Origin of the sequence: Streptomyces sp. NPDC050439 (genome assembly GCF_040655335.1) — a bacterium.
Taxonomy (GTDB): Bacteria; Actinomycetota; Actinomycetes; order Streptomycetales; family Streptomycetaceae; genus Streptomyces.
This window is the reverse complement of sequence record NZ_JBFAJT010000012.1, coordinates 217,681-232,194: the sequence shown is the minus strand read 5'-3', so window position 1 is coordinate 232,194 and position 14,514 is coordinate 217,681. Positions and strand designations below refer to the sequence as shown.

Annotated in this window: 15 protein-coding genes; 7 read left to right on the top strand and 8 right to left on the bottom strand. The window is 69.4% G+C overall.

Annotation, left to right across the window (positions count from 1 at the left end; translation table 11 throughout):
- Positions 1-147: 147 nt before the first annotated feature.
- Positions 148-1,902, top strand: coding sequence for a lysine--tRNA ligase (gene lysS / locus AB0I66_RS39295; RefSeq protein ID WP_363212858.1), 1,755 nt, complete (start codon positions 148-150; stop codon positions 1,900-1,902).
- A gap of 442 nt (positions 1,903-2,344) precedes the next feature.
- Positions 2,345-2,554, top strand: coding sequence for a hypothetical protein (locus AB0I66_RS39290; RefSeq protein WP_363212857.1), 210 nt, complete (start codon positions 2,345-2,347; stop codon positions 2,552-2,554).
- 21 nt (positions 2,555-2,575) lie between these two features.
- Here AB0I66_RS39290 and AB0I66_RS39285 read toward each other — a convergent pair whose 3' ends face one another.
- The 3 genes from AB0I66_RS39285 to AB0I66_RS39275 form a co-directional block, all read right to left on the bottom strand.
- The gene (locus AB0I66_RS39285; RefSeq protein ID WP_363212856.1) at positions 2,576-4,030 is read right to left on the bottom strand and encodes a DUF2637 domain-containing protein; all 1,455 of its coding nucleotides are present in this window, start codon (positions 4,028-4,030) and stop codon (positions 2,576-2,578) included.
- Between the two features lie 184 nt (positions 4,031-4,214).
- A complete protein-coding gene (locus AB0I66_RS39280) occupies positions 4,215-5,123 on the bottom strand; it encodes a DUF3558 domain-containing protein (protein ID WP_363212855.1) in 909 nt (302 codons plus the stop codon).
- A 116-nt stretch (positions 5,124-5,239) separates the two neighbouring features.
- Positions 5,240-6,112: a DUF3558 domain-containing protein gene (locus tag AB0I66_RS39275; RefSeq protein WP_363212854.1), complete on the bottom strand. Its 873-nt coding sequence runs from the start codon at positions 6,110-6,112 to the stop codon at positions 5,240-5,242.
- A gap of 181 nt (positions 6,113-6,293) precedes the next feature.
- Here AB0I66_RS39275 and AB0I66_RS39270 point away from each other — a divergent pair, with 181 nt between their 5' ends.
- Entirely contained in the window at positions 6,294-7,487 is a 1,194-nt protein-coding gene (locus AB0I66_RS39270; RefSeq protein ID WP_363212853.1) for an RtcB family protein, read from the top strand.
- Between the two features lie 44 nt (positions 7,488-7,531).
- On the opposite strand, the gene AB0I66_RS39265 is transcribed toward AB0I66_RS39270, so the two are convergent.
- The 3 genes from AB0I66_RS39265 to AB0I66_RS39255 all read right to left on the bottom strand — a co-directional run bounded on the left by AB0I66_RS39265 (position 7,532) and on the right by AB0I66_RS39255 (position 9,713).
- Positions 7,532-8,365 carry a hypothetical protein gene (locus tag AB0I66_RS39265; protein ID WP_363212852.1) on the bottom strand — a complete coding sequence of 278 codons (834 nt, stop codon included), beginning with the start codon at positions 8,363-8,365 and terminating at the stop codon, positions 7,532-7,534.
- Between the two features lie 180 nt (positions 8,366-8,545).
- Positions 8,546-9,316, bottom strand: coding sequence for an SDR family NAD(P)-dependent oxidoreductase (locus AB0I66_RS39260; protein WP_363212851.1), 771 nt, complete (start codon positions 9,314-9,316; stop codon positions 8,546-8,548).
- A gap of 61 nt (positions 9,317-9,377) precedes the next feature.
- Positions 9,378-9,713: a YnfA family protein gene (locus tag AB0I66_RS39255; protein ID WP_363212850.1), complete on the bottom strand. Its 336-nt coding sequence runs from the start codon at positions 9,711-9,713 to the stop codon at positions 9,378-9,380.
- An 89-nt stretch (positions 9,714-9,802) separates the two neighbouring features.
- Here AB0I66_RS39255 and AB0I66_RS39250 point away from each other — a divergent pair, with 89 nt between their 5' ends.
- A complete protein-coding gene (locus AB0I66_RS39250; protein ID WP_363212849.1) occupies positions 9,803-10,348 on the top strand; it encodes a GNAT family N-acetyltransferase in 546 nt (181 codons plus the stop codon).
- A 15-nt stretch (positions 10,349-10,363) separates the two neighbouring features.
- Here AB0I66_RS39250 and AB0I66_RS39245 read toward each other — a convergent pair whose 3' ends face one another.
- Entirely contained in the window at positions 10,364-11,194 is an 831-nt protein-coding gene (locus tag AB0I66_RS39245) for a helix-turn-helix domain-containing protein (protein WP_363212848.1), read from the bottom strand.
- A gap of 98 nt (positions 11,195-11,292) precedes the next feature.
- Between AB0I66_RS39245 and AB0I66_RS39240 the strand changes: the two genes are divergently transcribed.
- The 3 genes from AB0I66_RS39240 (at position 11,293) to AB0I66_RS39230 (ending at position 13,762) form a co-directional block, all read left to right on the top strand.
- Complete coding sequence (locus AB0I66_RS39240) at positions 11,293-11,880, top strand: TIGR03086 family metal-binding protein (RefSeq protein WP_363212847.1); 588 nt, start codon at positions 11,293-11,295, stop codon at positions 11,878-11,880.
- A 215-nt stretch (positions 11,881-12,095) separates the two neighbouring features.
- Positions 12,096-13,184 carry an LLM class flavin-dependent oxidoreductase gene (locus tag AB0I66_RS39235; protein WP_363212889.1) on the top strand — a complete coding sequence of 363 codons (1,089 nt, stop codon included), beginning with the start codon at positions 12,096-12,098 and terminating at the stop codon, positions 13,182-13,184.
- Entirely contained in the window at positions 13,181-13,762 is a 582-nt protein-coding gene (locus tag AB0I66_RS39230) for an FMN reductase (RefSeq protein WP_363212846.1), read from the top strand. Before AB0I66_RS39235 ends, AB0I66_RS39230 begins: the two co-directional genes overlap by 4 nt.
- A 23-nt stretch (positions 13,763-13,785) precedes the next feature.
- Here AB0I66_RS39230 and AB0I66_RS39225 read toward each other — a convergent pair whose 3' ends face one another.
- Positions 13,786-14,226, bottom strand: a complete 441-nt coding sequence (locus AB0I66_RS39225) for a hypothetical protein (RefSeq protein WP_363212845.1) — start codon at positions 14,224-14,226, stop codon at positions 13,786-13,788.
- Positions 14,227-14,514: the final 288 nt, after the last annotated feature.

Here is a 14,514-nt window from a genome sequence, read left to right as displayed (position 1 = left end):
TTGCTGGAGGTCCAGGGTCCGTCTGACGGACCCTGGAAATTCGAGTATCCCACGGGGTGAAAAGCGGTTTTCGCTGTTGCGGGTCGACCTGGGAGAATGACTCCGACAAGCGGTACTCACGTAGAAGAAGAGTTGAAGCAGAAAGGCGTGCCGATCGTGGCTCAGAGCACCGATACCACCGACTGGGTCTCCCGCTACGCGGACGAGGTCATCGCCGAGTCGGAGCGTCGTGCCCCGGGCAAACCGGTCGTCGTCGCCTCCGGGCTCTCCCCCTCGGGACCGATCCACCTGGGCAACCTCCGCGAGGTCATGACCCCGCACCTCGTCGCGGACGAGATCCGGCGGCGCGGGCACGAGGTCCGCCACCTCATCTCCTGGGACGACTACGACCGGTACCGCAAGGTCCCGGCCGGCGTCCCCGGCATCGACGACTCCTGGGCCCAGCACATCGGCAAGCCCCTCACCTCCGTGCCCGCCCCGGCCGGTTCCGCGTACGCGAACTGGGCCGAGCACTTCAAGGCGGCCATGACCGAGGCGCTCGACGAGCTGGGCGTGGAGTACGACGGGATCAGCCAGACCGAGCAGTACACCTCGGGCGTCTACCGCGAGCAGGTCCTGCACGCGATGAAGCACCGCGGTGACATCGACGCGATCCTCGACCAGTACCGGACCAAGAAGGCCCCCGGGAAGGGCGGCCAGAAGCAGTCGCAGAAGCCGGTCGACGAGGCCGAGCTCGAGGCCGCCGAAGGCTCCGGCGCCGCGAGCGAGGACGACGGCAGCGGCGGCTCCAGCGGCTACTTCCCGTACAAGCCGTACTGCGGCGCGTGCGAGAAGGACCTGACCACGGTCACGTCGTACGACGACGAGAGCACCGAGCTCGCTTACGTCTGCGCGGACTGCGGCCACAGCGAGACGGTCCACCTGAACGAGTTCAACCGCGGCAAGCTGGTCTGGAAGGTCGACTGGCCCATGCGCTGGGCGTACGAGGGCGTCATCTTCGAGCCCAGCGGCGTGGACCACTCCTCTCCCGGGTCGTCCTTCGTGGTCGGCGGGCAGATCGTGCGCGAGATCTTCGACGGCGTGCAGCCGATCGGCCCGATGTACGCGTTCGTGGGGATCTCGGGGATGGCGAAGATGTCGTCCTCGAAGGGCGGCGTGCCGACCCCGGCCGACGCGCTGAAGATCATGGAGGCGCCGCTCCTTCGCTGGCTGTACGCGCGTCGGAAGCCGAACCAGTCCTTCAAGATCGCCTTCGACCAGGAGATCCAGCGGCTCTACGACGAGTGGGACAAGCTGGACGCTAAGGTCGCGGACGGGACCGTGCTGCCCGCCGACGCCGCCGCGCACTCGCGTGCGGTGCGGACCGCCGCGGGGCCGCTGCCCACGACCCCGCGTCCGCTTCCGTACCGGACGCTCGCGTCCGTCGCGGACGTCACGGCGGGCGCGGAGGACCAGACGCTCCGCATCCTGCGGGACCTGGACCCGACGGACCCGATCTCGTCCCTGGACGAGGCGCGGCCGCGTCTGGACCGCGCCGAGAACTGGATCACCACCCAGGTCCCGGCCGACGCGCGCACGATCGTGCGCGCGGAGCCGGACGCGGAGCTGCTGTCCTCGCTGGACGACGAGGGCCGTGAGTCGCTGCGGCTGCTCCTGGAGGGACTGGACTCGCACTGGTCCCTCGACGGTCTGACGCACCTGGTGTACGGGGTGCCGAAGGTGCAGGCCGGATTCTCCGCGGACGCGACGGCCAAGGAGCTTCCGCCCGAGATCAAGGTCGCGCAGCGGTCCTTCTTCGCCCTGCTCTACCGCCTCCTGGTGACCCGGGAGACGGGTCCGCGCCTCCCCACGCTGCTGCTCGCCGTGGGCGCGGAGCGGGTACGAAAGCTCCTCGGCGCGTAACGCTGGCCGCTTTGGCGGTACGGGGGTGGGGGCGGGGCCCAGTTGCTACTGGGCCCCGCCCCCCTTCGCGTGCCGCGGACTGGACCGCCGCTTCGCGACGGATTCTTCCCGCCCACCCACCCGATTGCCCCGGGGGTGATCGAGTGGGTGGGCGGGAGAGCTCGTTCGTCCAGGGGTGACTGCCGGGTTTCGGGCGGGTGGGTGGGAGAGCTTGTTCGGTGAGGGGTGGTTGCGGGGTGCCGGGCGGGTGGGTGGGAGGGCTTGTTCGGGCAGGGAGGGGGCTGCCGGGTGCCGGTTGGGTGGGGGAGCTTGTTCGGGCAGGGGGGACCGCGGGGTGCCGGGTGGGAGGCGTCCGCTGCAAGCGGGGCTGCATCCTTTGGGGGATCGGGGGATCACTCCCGGGCAGGACGACCAAGGCCCCGGGACCAGAGATCGTGAACGTATGAAGGAAATCATCGCCATCGTCGGATGGGTCGTAGGAATTCAGGGCGCCCTCGGAGCCGCCGGACGTCTCTTCGGGGACGAACCCTGGGGCCTCTTCCACAAGTGGTGGGACGTACCCACCCCCGCCTACCTCGCCCTGGCCGTCGCCGGCGCCGCCCTCGCCGTCTGGGGCGAGACCGCCAAGAAGCGCGCCCGCAGCCGAGCGTGAGGCAGCGGAGCCGCAGCCCCGCTACGCGCTGTACTCGGAGTCCAGGTCCTCCTGGTAGCGGCCCCGGAAGTCACGGAGGTAGGGGCGCAGCGTGCTCTCCGCCGGAGGGCCGCCCGCCTGGCCCGTGACGCCGTACAGGTCCATCAGGTACAGGCCGAACTGGCGGGCGTTGGGATAGTCCCCGAGCTCGCTCACGTACTTGCGGAACGCCGCGAAGTACGCGTCCTCGCGCGAGACGTCGTCCGGCAGACCGGACGCCTCGGGCAGCGGCCCCAGCTCCTCCGGCCCCTCCTTGCCGGCCTCGCTCGCCTCACCCTCGGCAGCCTGCTCCTCGCGCGGCCCGGGAATCAGATGCTGACCCCCGAGCGGGCGCGTGCGCCCGGGCCCCGCCGGCACCTGGAACTCCGGCTCGGCGGGAGCGACCCCGGCCGCCCCACCCTGCTCGTCGAAGTACGCCTGCTGCTGCGCCAGATACTCCTGCTGCTCGACGTACGCCTGCTGCTCCGCGTACGCCTGCTGGTCCGCGTACCACTGGTCGTGCGGCTCCTCCGGAACGTACGACGGCTGCTGAGCCGCGAACCACGGGCTCACGTGCGCCCCCGCAGGCTCCGCCTCGACCTGCTCCTGCGCCGCCTGCTCCTGCGCCGCCTGCTCCTGCTGGCCCTGGCCCTGGCCCTCGGCCTGCGACCGCTGCCGCTCCGACTCCAGCTCCGGCACGGGCGGCGCCACCAGCTCCGGCTGCTGCGATTCCGCCGCCACCGGCACCGGCGCGGGCGGCAGCAGCGCCGGCTCGATGCCCGCCGCCGCGAGCCCGGCGGGAGCGGTCTCGGCCAGCGGTACGCCGAACCGCGCCAGCCGCAGCGGCATCAGGGACTCGACGGGGGCCTTGCGGCGCCAGGAGCGGCCGAAGCGGGCCTGAAGGCGGGCCTGGTAGATGAGACGGTCCTGCTCCAGCTTGATGACCTGCTCGTACGAACGCAGCTCCCACAGCTTCATCCGCCGCCACAGCTTGAACGTGGGAACGGGCGACAGGAGCCAGCGCGTGAGACGTACGCCCTCCATGTGTTTGTCGGCCGTGATGTCGGCGATCCGGCCCACCGCATGCCGCGCCGCCTCGACGGCGACCACGAACAGGACGGGGATGACCGCGTGCATGCCCACGCCCAGCGGGTCCGGCCAGGCCGCCGCGCCGTTGAAGGCGATCGTCGCAGCCGTCAGGAGCCACGCCGTCTGGCGCAGCAGCGGGAAGGGGATACGAATCCACGTCAGGAGGAGGTCGAGCGCCAGCAGGACGCAGATGCCCGCGTCGATGCCGATCGGGAAGACCACCGAGAAGCTGCCGAAGCCCTTCTTCTCGGCCAGTTCGCGCACGGCCGCGTACGACCCCGCGAAACCGATGCCGGCGATGACGACCGCACCGGCGACGACCACGCCGATGAGTATCCGGTGCGTGCGTGTCAGCTGCATCGCGGCCACCCGCGAACCCCTCCCTGTTCGGTTTGTTGCGAGCGACAGCCTGGCACACGCATGCGGAAGCCGGTGTGCCGGTACGGCAAGAGCCCGGCCACCAGGGGGCCGGGCTCCACAACTGCCGTGACTGCGCCGCGAGTTGCACGTGAGGCGCGTGCAGGGCTTCTTGGTGCCTGCACCTACGCCTGTGTCAGCTCTTGGACTTGCTGCTGGGCTTGCTGCTGGACTTGGAGTCGGACTTGGCGCTGGAGTCCTTCGAGTCCGAGTCCTTCGAGTCCGAGTCCTTGGAACCCGAGTCCTTCGAGTCCGAGCCCTTCGACCCCGAATCCTTCGATCCCGAGTCCTTGGAGTCGCTGTCCGCCCCGCCCGCCTTGTTCGCGGCGACGACCGCCTCGGCGGCCTCCTTCGCGGCCTTCTCGGCGTCCTTGGACAGATCCTTCGAGCTCGGCGCCTTGTCGCCCGCCAGGCCCGCGCCGTTGTAGTCGATCGTGACGACCGCGTTCTCCACGCGCGTCACGACCGTCTGCTGCTTGAAGTTTTCCTTGTCCTTCTTCAGGTCGTAGTGCACGACCGTCGTCTGGTCGCCGAGGCCCGGCACCGGCTCCGTCTTGACGCTCTTCGCGCCCTCCGTCGCCTGCGCGTCCGCGACCTGCTTGGCGAAGCTGTTCTGCGCGCGCTTGGCGCCGCTGCCGAGCGAGGAGTCCGAGTCGAAGCGCATCAGCGAGACGCGCAGCCAGCGGAACTGCGAACCGTCGACGCCGTTGTTGTCCAGGCTGTCCCAGGAGCAGGTGCCGCGCGCCGACGTGTCGTCGGACGTGCCCGCCTTGCCCGACTTGTCCTTCGCCTCCGGGACGAGGTCGCCGAGCGTCTTCTTCGACAGGACGTCGCAGGGCTCGGGCAGCTTGGCGAACGCCGCCTTCTCCACGGTCGCGGCCTTGTCCTTGCCCGAGGCCGAGGCGGAAGCCTTGGAACCCGAGTCCTTCTTGGCCCCGTCCGAGCCCGAGCCCGAGTCGGAGGAGCAGGCGGAGGCAATGAAGATCACCGGTACGGCGGCTGCGCAGGTGAGTATGCGGGTGAGTCGCTGTCCTTGTCGGTGCATGGTTCCTTCACTCAAGTCACTCAAGACGGCTGTCGTCGGTTCGATGGGCCACGGTACGCCGTGCCCGACGGGGACGACTCCGCTTCCGGACAGCGGGTGACCCGTCCGAGCCGTCTCTAATCGTCGAAACCCTCGGCCAGCGATCCGGCCACTTCCTGCGCCTTGTCCTGCATTTCCTTGCTGTCGGGGATCTCCGTGCGACGCCCCGGCTGCTCGTCGTACTCGACGGTCACGACGACGTTCGACGTGCGGAACACCACAGTCACCGTGCGGTGCCGGGTCGCCGAGCCGGCCGTCGTGAGCGCGTCGTCGAGGAAGGCCTCGTCGCCCAGCTCGTCCAGGATGCGGGGCTCCAGGCCGGGAGGGGTCACGGCCTCCTCCGGGGAGTCGCCGGAGGCGCCGGACTCGTCCTTGTCCGACCCCGACCCCGACCCGGACCCGGACCCGGACCCGGCACCGTCGGAAGGCTCGCCCCCCTTGTCGCCGTCACCGTCGGCGGGCGGCTCCGTGTCCGCGTCGGCGGACGGGGTGCCGGAGGGCTCGGCGAGGTCGGCCTTCTGCGCCTTGGACGCGTAGACCTCCGTGGCACGGGTGTCGTCGCTCACGGCGGTGTCGTACGAGACGACGCGCTCGAAGTCGACGAACAGATGGTGCGTGGCGTCCGAGGACTCCACCTTCCAGCGGCAGCCCACACGCCGGTCGGTGTCGTACGTGACGGTGGGCGCACCCTCGTACGCCTTCTCCCGCTGTTCCTCGCCCGGGATCTCCTCGATGCCGGGGAGCATCGAGTCGAGCGTGCCGCGGTCGACCTGGCCGCAGGGCTCGGGGAGCGTGCGGTACTTGCCGGGTTCGGCGGCCGCGGTCGTCCCGCCCGTCTCGCCGGGCTTCGAGTCGTCCGGCTCTCCGCCGAGCGCGCCGCCGCCCGTGCAGCCGGCGAGCAGCGCCGTGAGGAGAGCTGCGACGCCTGGTAGGTAGGCCTTCCGCTGCACCGATGGGCTCCTTCTCGCCGGGGATATTGGGTTGCCGCTGATGGGCGACCGGTGGACACAATGTGTATCGCACGCAATGCCGTGGACGCCGGTCCGTGATCCCTTTCGTTGACCTTGGCTCCGGTATTTGCTCTTCGAGACTTTCAACACTTTGCTGTAACTACGGGGTGATGAGGACGATATGTCGTACGTAGAGGTTCCCGGCGCGAAGGTGCCGATCCGCATGTGGACGGACCCCGCCTCGGTGGAGGACGTCGCACTCCAGCAGCTCCGGAACGTGGCGACCCTGCCCTGGATCAAGGGCCTGGCGGTCATGCCGGACGTCCACCACGGCAAGGGTGCGACGGTCGGCTCCGTGATCGCCATGCAGGGCGCGGTATGCCCCGCGGCGGTCGGCGTGGACATCGGCTGCGGAATGTCGGCGGTCAAGACATCCCTGACGGCAAACGACCTCCCGGGCGACCTGTCACGCCTGCGCTCGAAGATCGAGCAGGCGATTCCGGTGGGCCGGGGAATGCATGCGGATCCGGTGGATCCGGGACGGCTGCATGGGTTCGGGACATCGGGGTGGGACGACTTCTGGGGGCGGTTCGAGGGGGTTGCTGATGCGGTGAAGTTCCGCCGGGAGCGGGCCGCTAAGCAGATGGGGACGCTCGGAGCGGGGAATCATCATGTTGAAGCTTCAACTGATTCTTCCGGTTCTGTGTGGCTCACGCTGCACTCGGGCTCCCGCAACATCGGCAAGGAGCTCGCCGAGCACCACATAGGCATTGCACAGAAGCTCTCGCACAACCAGGGCTTGGTGGACCGTGACCTGGCGGTCTTCGTCTCGGACACCCCGCAGATGGCGGCGTACCGGAACGACCTCTACTGGGCTCAGGAGTACGCGAAGTACAACCGCGCGATCATGATGGGCCTCCTGAAGGACGTCATCCGCCGGGAGTTCAAGAAGGCCAAGCCGACCTTTGAGGCGGAGGTCAGCTGTCACCACAACTACGTTGCGGAGGAGCGGTACGAGGGGATGGACCTCCTGGTCACGCGTAAGGGCGCGATCCGAGCAGGTTCCGGTGACCTCGGCATCATCCCGGGGTCGATGGGCACGGCGACGTACATCGTGAAGGGCCTCGGCAACGAGAAGGCCTTCAACTCGGCGTCACACGGCGCCGGTCGGCGGATGAGCCGGAACGCTGCGAAGAGGCGCTTTTCGACGCGTGACCTGGAGGAGCAGACGCGGGGCGTCGAGTGCCGAAAGGACTCGGGTGTCGTGGATGAGATTCCGGGGGCGTACAAGCCGATCGAGCAGGTCATGGAGCATCAGCGTGACCTCGTCGAGGTCGTGGCGAAGCTGAAGCAGTTCATCTGCGTGAAGGGCTGAACCGCAAAGGGGCGCGGTGTGCCACCGCGCCCCCATCGTCCCTGTCAGTACGGCAGCGGAACCACGCCGTGTGTCAACTTCCAGCGGCGCACTTGGCATGCGCTCTGGGAGCAGTTCAACTCCTTGGCGGCGTCAGCCAGGGTCGGAGCTGAGAGAAGGGCCCTGTCCTGCTCGTGGGTCCACCGGATTCGTGGGGGCTTGCTCTTCATCTCAGCTGGGCGCACCCATGCAGCGATCGATGTGGCACTGGTCCGCTTTCGCTCCAAAGCCAGGCAGCCTGGGTAGTAGAGGTCCGCAGCCAGCCCCATGGCTGCCTCCTTCGTGTAGACGACGTTGTAGATGCCGTCGCGGGTGTTGCGCTTGATGAGGCGTTCGGCCCCCGTGAGCATCCGCGCATAGCGGCACAGGTAGACCCCGACCGCCGTGCTGGCAGTGGTCAGCGAGATGAAGGGGATGCCTTGGCTCGTGTAGCCGACTGAGCCGTCCGCATCGACGACTCCCCGCAGGTAGTCGCGCCGTGAGAATTCGAAACGAGGCGGGGTGATCCTCTTGGACTTGCGCCCATAGGGCAGGCCGAGTTGATTTACTGTCGTCCGCGCTTCGAGGGAGCACAGGGTCCACGTTGCCGAGTGGTGTTCCTCGGAGATGTTGGTGGCCCGGACGCGCTCGCTGATGGTGCTGCTGTACGGGGTCAGCCGTTGGAACTCGCGCAGGATCTCGATGTCTCGCACGTTGATCTCGACGGTGAGGCGGCCCCGGCCCCTCGATTGTTGTGAGAGATGCCCGTCGGCCTGCAAGAAGCCGAACATGTAGGCGTACTCGGGAACTTCGAGGTCCATGAACTGCGATGTCGGCGCGCTAGGCTCGCGTTTAGCCATGAGGAAGCTCTAGGCCTTCCTGTGTGGTCAGGCCCCCGGCCGGGATTGCCGTCCCGGCCGGGGGCCGTTCTGTGTGCTGTTGTTGATCTGAGCCTAGGCACGTGGAGCGGCAACGGGCATGGCGATACGTCGCGTTCACCTATGTGGGTGACTCGCGTCCTGCGGGGAGGGGCGGGACGCCTACAGCTCGCGGTGGATCTTCGTGTTCGACGCCTGGGCTCGGGGGCGGACCACCAAGAGGTCGATGTTTACGTGGGGCGGGCGGGTTACCGCCCAGGTGATCGTGTCCGCCACGTCGTCGGCCGTGAGGGGGGCCGCCACGCCCGCGTAGACCTTCGCGGCCTTCTCCGTGTCGCCGCCGAAGCGGGTCGTCGCGAACTCCTCCGTCTTGACCATGCCGGGGGCGACCTCGATGACGCGGACCGGGGTGCCGACGATCTCCAGGCGCAGGGTCTCGGCGAGTACGTGCTCGGCGTGCTTGGCGGCCACGTAACCGCCGCCGCCCTCGTACGTGCCGTGGCCGGCCGTGGAGGAGAGGACGACCACCGTGCCGTCGCCGCTCGCGGTGAGTGCGGGGAGCAGGGCCTGGGTGACGTTCAGGGTGCCGATGACGTTCGTCTCGTACATCTGGCGCCAGTCGGCCGGGTCGCCGGTGGCGATGGTGTCGGCGCCGAGCGCGCCGCCCGCGTTGTTGACCAGGACCGCGACCTTGCGGAAGGCGGTGGCGAACTCGTCCACGGCCGCGCGGTCGGTGATGTCGAGCGCGTACGCCATCGCGTCGTGCCCCGCGGCCGTGATCTCCGCGGCGAGGGCCTCGATGCGGTCCTTGCGGCGGGCGGTGAGGACGACGCGGTAGCCGGCGGCCGCGAGTCCGCGCGCGGTGGCGGCGCCGATGCCGCTGCTCGCGCCGGTGACGATCGCGATGCGGGTGGCGGCGGGCGCGGCGGTCATGGTGACTCCTTGGGCGTACGTGTGTTCCTGGCCTGTTCCGCCAGGATAGGTCGACGCCTGCCTAGCGGGCTCGTGGCGCGTACATGATTACGGCCATGCCCGCGAGGCAGATCAGCGCCCCGGTCACGTCCCAGCGGTCGGGGCGGTAGCCGTCGGCGACCATGCCCCAGGCGATCGATCCGGCGACGAAGACGCCGCCGTACGCGGCGAGGATGCGGCCGAACTCGGCGTCCGGCTGGAGCGTGGCCACGAAGCCGTACACGCCGAGCGCGATGACGCCCGCGCCGATCCACGCCCACCCCTTGTGTTCGCGCACGCCTTGCCAGACGAGCCAGGCGCCGCCGATCTCGAAGAGCGCGGCGAGGACGAAGATAGCGGCGGAGCGGGCGATGAGCATGGGGGAATCGTGGCATGGGGAATGCGAAGAGCACTGAGGGGCGTGCGTCTTCGGAGGGCGTTGTCAGACCCTCGCCGTAGCTTGGTCGTATGGAGAGATCGTTGGTGGCCGGTCCGGTTCTTGTTCCTTGGGCGGAGAGTGACTTCGGGTTGCTGGTCGCCTGTAACTCCGCTGCGATGACCGCTCACTTGGGTGGTCCCGAGACGCGGGAGCAGTTGGAATCCAGGCATCGGCGCTACCTCGCGCTGGACGAGCGGGGGCAGATGTTCCGGATAGCCCTGGACGGTGAGGCCGTCGGTTCGATCGGGTACTGGGAGACGTCCTGGCAGGGCGAGTCCGTCTGGGAGACGGGGTGGGGCGTGCTGCCCGGGTTCCAGGGTCGGGGCATCGCGGCGTCGGCCGCGCGGCTGGTCGTGGAGGAGGCGCGGGCCGCCGGGCGGCACCGGCGGCTGCACGCTTTTCCCGCCGCGGACCACGCGGCTTCCAACGGGGTGTGCCGTAAGGCCGGCTTCACGCCTGGGGGCGAGCACGACTTCGAGTATCCGAAGGGGCGTTGGATGCGGTGCAACGACTGGAGCGTCGACCTGGAGACTCCCGGAACTCTTGAGACTCCCGCAAAGCTTCCGCGTCCCTGAGCCGCGGCCTTCGCGTCACTGCGGCGCGTACGCCGTCGGTGGTACTCCCACCGTTGCCGTGAAGTCCCTGATGAGGTGGGCCTGGTCGGCGTAGCCGAGTGCGTCGGCCACGTCCGCCCAGTCCACGTCCTCGCCCGTTTCCGCGTGCTCCAGTGCCTCGTGGATGCGGTGGCGCAGGATCATCCACTTCGGGCCGACTCCCACGTACGTGGAGAACAGCCGCTGCAGCGTGCGTACGGACATGCCCTGGGCGCGGGCGAACTCGCTGACCCGGCGGATCGCTCGGTCCGTGCGGATGCGTTCGGCCAGGGTCATGGCGAGGTCCGCCTGCGGGTCGGGGGTGGGGCCGAGGGCCAGCAGGAAGGCGTCGAGTGCCGCCACGCGCGCGTGCTCGTCGTCCGGGGTCAGGACCGCGTCCAGGGCGTTCTCGGGGATTTCCTCGAAGACCTCCTCCAGCGGCAGCATCCGGCGTCCCGTCCACGCGGACACCGGGGCCGCCGGGGCGAACGGCCGGAAGCCGCCGGGGCGGAACTTCACGCCGCAGACCCGCCCCCGCCCCTCCAGTTTCTGCGTGAAGAGGTCGAGTCCGATTCCCGCCACCTCGGCGAAGGGTTCCTGTCCGGGGAGCCTCTGGAAGACGACGTTCACGGACGGGTGCGGCACGACGTGGGAGGCGTAGGGCTGGGAGAGGTCCCAGTCGATCAGCCAGTACTGCTCCACGTAGGGGCGCAGCACGGGCGTCGCCAGGTGCCGGCGGAACCGTGCGCGGGCGAGGAGCCCGGCGGCGTCGACGATGCCCTTGGTGTCGCTGCGCGGGGCGGAGGGGGAGGCGTCGGCGTCGGCCATGGCTGGATCGTATGACGGGGTCGGGGCCGGGGTCCGGGTCCGGTGCCCTGTCGCGTTTCTTCAAGCCAGGGGAGTGGTCGTCGGCCTACGGTCACGGCATGAGTGAGAACAGCATTGCCGACCTGTTGAAGGCGGCCACCGACCGAGCCGTCCCCGTGGTCCGCGCGATCCCGGACGAGCGCCTTGCCGCAGCCACTCCCTGTGCCGAGTACGACGTGAAGGCCCTGGTCAATCACCTCTTTCAGGTGATCGTCCAGTTCCAGGCGCTCGCCGCCAAGCAGAACTCCGACTTCGGTGCCGAGGCTCCTGATGTCGTCGCGGAGGGGCCTGACTGGCGCGAGCGTTTCGGCGACGAGGCGGGGAAGCTGGTCGCCGCGTGGGCCGCGCCCGGCGCCGACGAGGGCACCACGGGGGCGATGGACATGCCCGCGAAGACCGTCGGCTCGATGGCGCTGCTCGACCTGACGGTGCACGCCTGGGACCTGGCGCGGGCGACGGGGCAGGCGTACGAGCCCGCTCCGGAGAGCAGCGGTGTCGTCGCCGCGCTGCGGGAAGCGGTGGCGGGCCTGGGGCCGACGGCCCGGAAGATGGGCGTGTTCGGGGAGCCGCTTCCCGTGCCCGAGGGCGCCTCCGAGCTCGAACGGCTCCTGGCCGAGACGGGCCGCGACCCGCGCTGGACGCCGTAACGCCTGGCAGGCTGTATCGCCTGCCAGGCCATAGCGCCTGGCAGGCGATACAGCCTGGCAGGCAGCCGGGTCGGAGCGACGACGCCTGCTCGGGCCTCCCGGGGGGTCCCGGGAATACCCCTCGGCACCCCACCGTTCCGTAGGTATAGTTGAACAGTCAACAACCTGCGGAGAGTGAGTCAGCCATGCAGTCGCAGTCCGGGACCGGGTCCGGCATGCAGTTCGGGATCTTCAGCGTCGGCGACGTGACGCCCGATCCCACGACGGGCCGCACCCCCACCGAGCACGAGCGCATCAAGGCGATGGTGGCCATCGCGCTGAAGGCCGAGGAGGTCGGGCTCGACGTCTTCGCGACCGGCGAGCACCACAACCCGCCGTTCGTCCCCTCCTCGCCCACCACGATGCTCGGCTACATCGCCGCCCGCACCGAGAACCTGATCCTCTCCACCTCCACCACCCTCATCACCACGAACGACCCGGTGAAGATCGCCGAGGACTTCGCGATGCTCCAGCACCTCGCCGAGGGCCGGGTCGACGTGATGATGGGCCGCGGCAACACCGGCCCGGTGTACCCGTGGTTCGGCAAGGACATCCGCGAGGGCATCAACCTCGCCGTCGAGAACTACGCGCTCCTGCACCGCCTGTGGCGCGAGGACGTCGTGACGTGGGAGGGCAAGTTCCGTACGCCCCTGCAGTCGTTCACCTCGACGCCCCGCCCGCTCGACGGCGTCGCGCCCTTCGTCTGGCACGGCTCCATCCGCTCCCCGGAGATCGCCGAGCAGGCCGCGTACTACGGGGACGGCTTCTTCCACAACAACATCTTCTGGCCGCAGGAGCACACCAAGAAGATGGTCGACCTCTACCGCCGCCGGTACGCGCACTACGGGCACGGCACCGAGGAGCAGGCGATCGTCGGGCTCGGCGGGCAGGTCTTCATGCGCAAGAACTCCCAGGACGCGGTCAAGGAGTTCAGGCCGTACTTCGACAATGCTCCCGTCTACGGGCACGGGCCCTCCCTGGAGGAGTTCACTTCCCAGACGCCGCTGACCGTCGGTTCGCCGCAGCAGGTGATCGAGCGGACGTTGTCCTTCCGCGACACCGTCGGGGACTACCAGCGCCAGCTCTTCCTGATGGACCACGCGGGCCTGCCCCTCAAGACCGTCCTGGAGCAGCTGGACATCCTCGGCGAGGAGGTCGTCCCGGTCCTGCGCGAGGAGTTCGCCAAGAACCGCCCGGCGACCGTGCCGGACGCGCCGACGCACGCCATCCGTCTGGCCTCGCAGGGCAAGGAGATCTCCGTATGAAGCTCGTGATCGTCTCCGCCGGTCTCAGCGTCCCCTCCTCCACCCGCCTCCTGGCCGACCGCCTCGCGGCGGCCACCGGGCGCCACGCCGACGTGGAGATCCAGGTCGTGGAACTCCGCGACCTGGCGGTGGAGATCGCGCACAACTACGTCACCGGTTTCCCGGGCCCGGAGCTGGGCGCGGCGGCCGAGGCGGTGAAGGGAGCGGACGGTCTGATCGCCGTCACGCCGATCTTCTCCGCCTCCTACAGCGGTCTGTTCAAGTCGTTCTTCGACGTCCTGACGGTCCTGGACAAGGACGCGCTCGCCGGTACGCCGGTCCTGATCGCGGCGACCGGCGGCACCCCGCGCCATTCGCTGGCCCTGGAGCACGCGCTGCGTCCGCTGTTCGCCTACCTGCGGGCGGTGGTCGTACCGACTGCCGTGTACGCGGCGTCCGAGGACTGGGGTGCGGACGGCCTGGACGGGCGCATCGAGCGGGCCGCGGCCGAGCTGGCCGGGCTCATGCGGCCCGCTCCCGTACGCGAAGAGGAGCTGATCCCCTTCGAGCAGCAACTGGCATCACTGCGGCCGGAGTAGATCAGGCGTACGCGGGGCTCAGGTCAGGGCCACACCAAGCAGTACGCCTGGTGCCCCGCGTCGTGCAGCCGGTGGCTGAAGTCCTGCCATTCGTGCAGCAGTTGGTAGACGTTGAACGCGTCGCGCGGGCCGCCGCGGTCGGGGACCGTGGACCAGATGAAGGCCGCGGCGCCGACCGACTCCTCGCCGACGCCGCGCAGCGGGTCGACGACCGTCATGGGGAGCTTCACCACGGCGTAGTCGGGGTGCAGCACGACCAGTTCGAGAGGGGGCACCTTGGACAGGGGTATGCCCTCGATACCGGTCAGGACCATCGCGGCGACGGTCTCCGGCTTGATCTTCGTGAACATGCCGCCCATGCCGAGCTCATCACCGCCGAGCTCCTCCGGACGCATCGAGATGGGCACGCGGGCGGCGGTCGCGCCGTCCGGAGCTCCGAAGTACTTGTAGGTCACCCCACCCACCCGGCCACTCCTGGTTCCCGCCCGGTCCTGCTCCGTCTCGCCGCCCCGTGCCAAGGCCTCAGCCTCGGCCGCTTCCGCCTCGCGCCGGTGCCTGCCGATCCGCCGGGCACGCCGCGGGCCCAGGCCGTCGGTCCCCTCGCCCAGTCCGCCACCGCGATGCATATCTCCACCCGACTGCTTTTCCAGGGCGCCCGCCCCTGCTTTTCTAGGCCTCGCGGCCCCCGCCGCGCAACCCGATCATCGTGTCAGTGACCTCCCCCACGGTCACCGGCTAAAACGTCGAGTGAA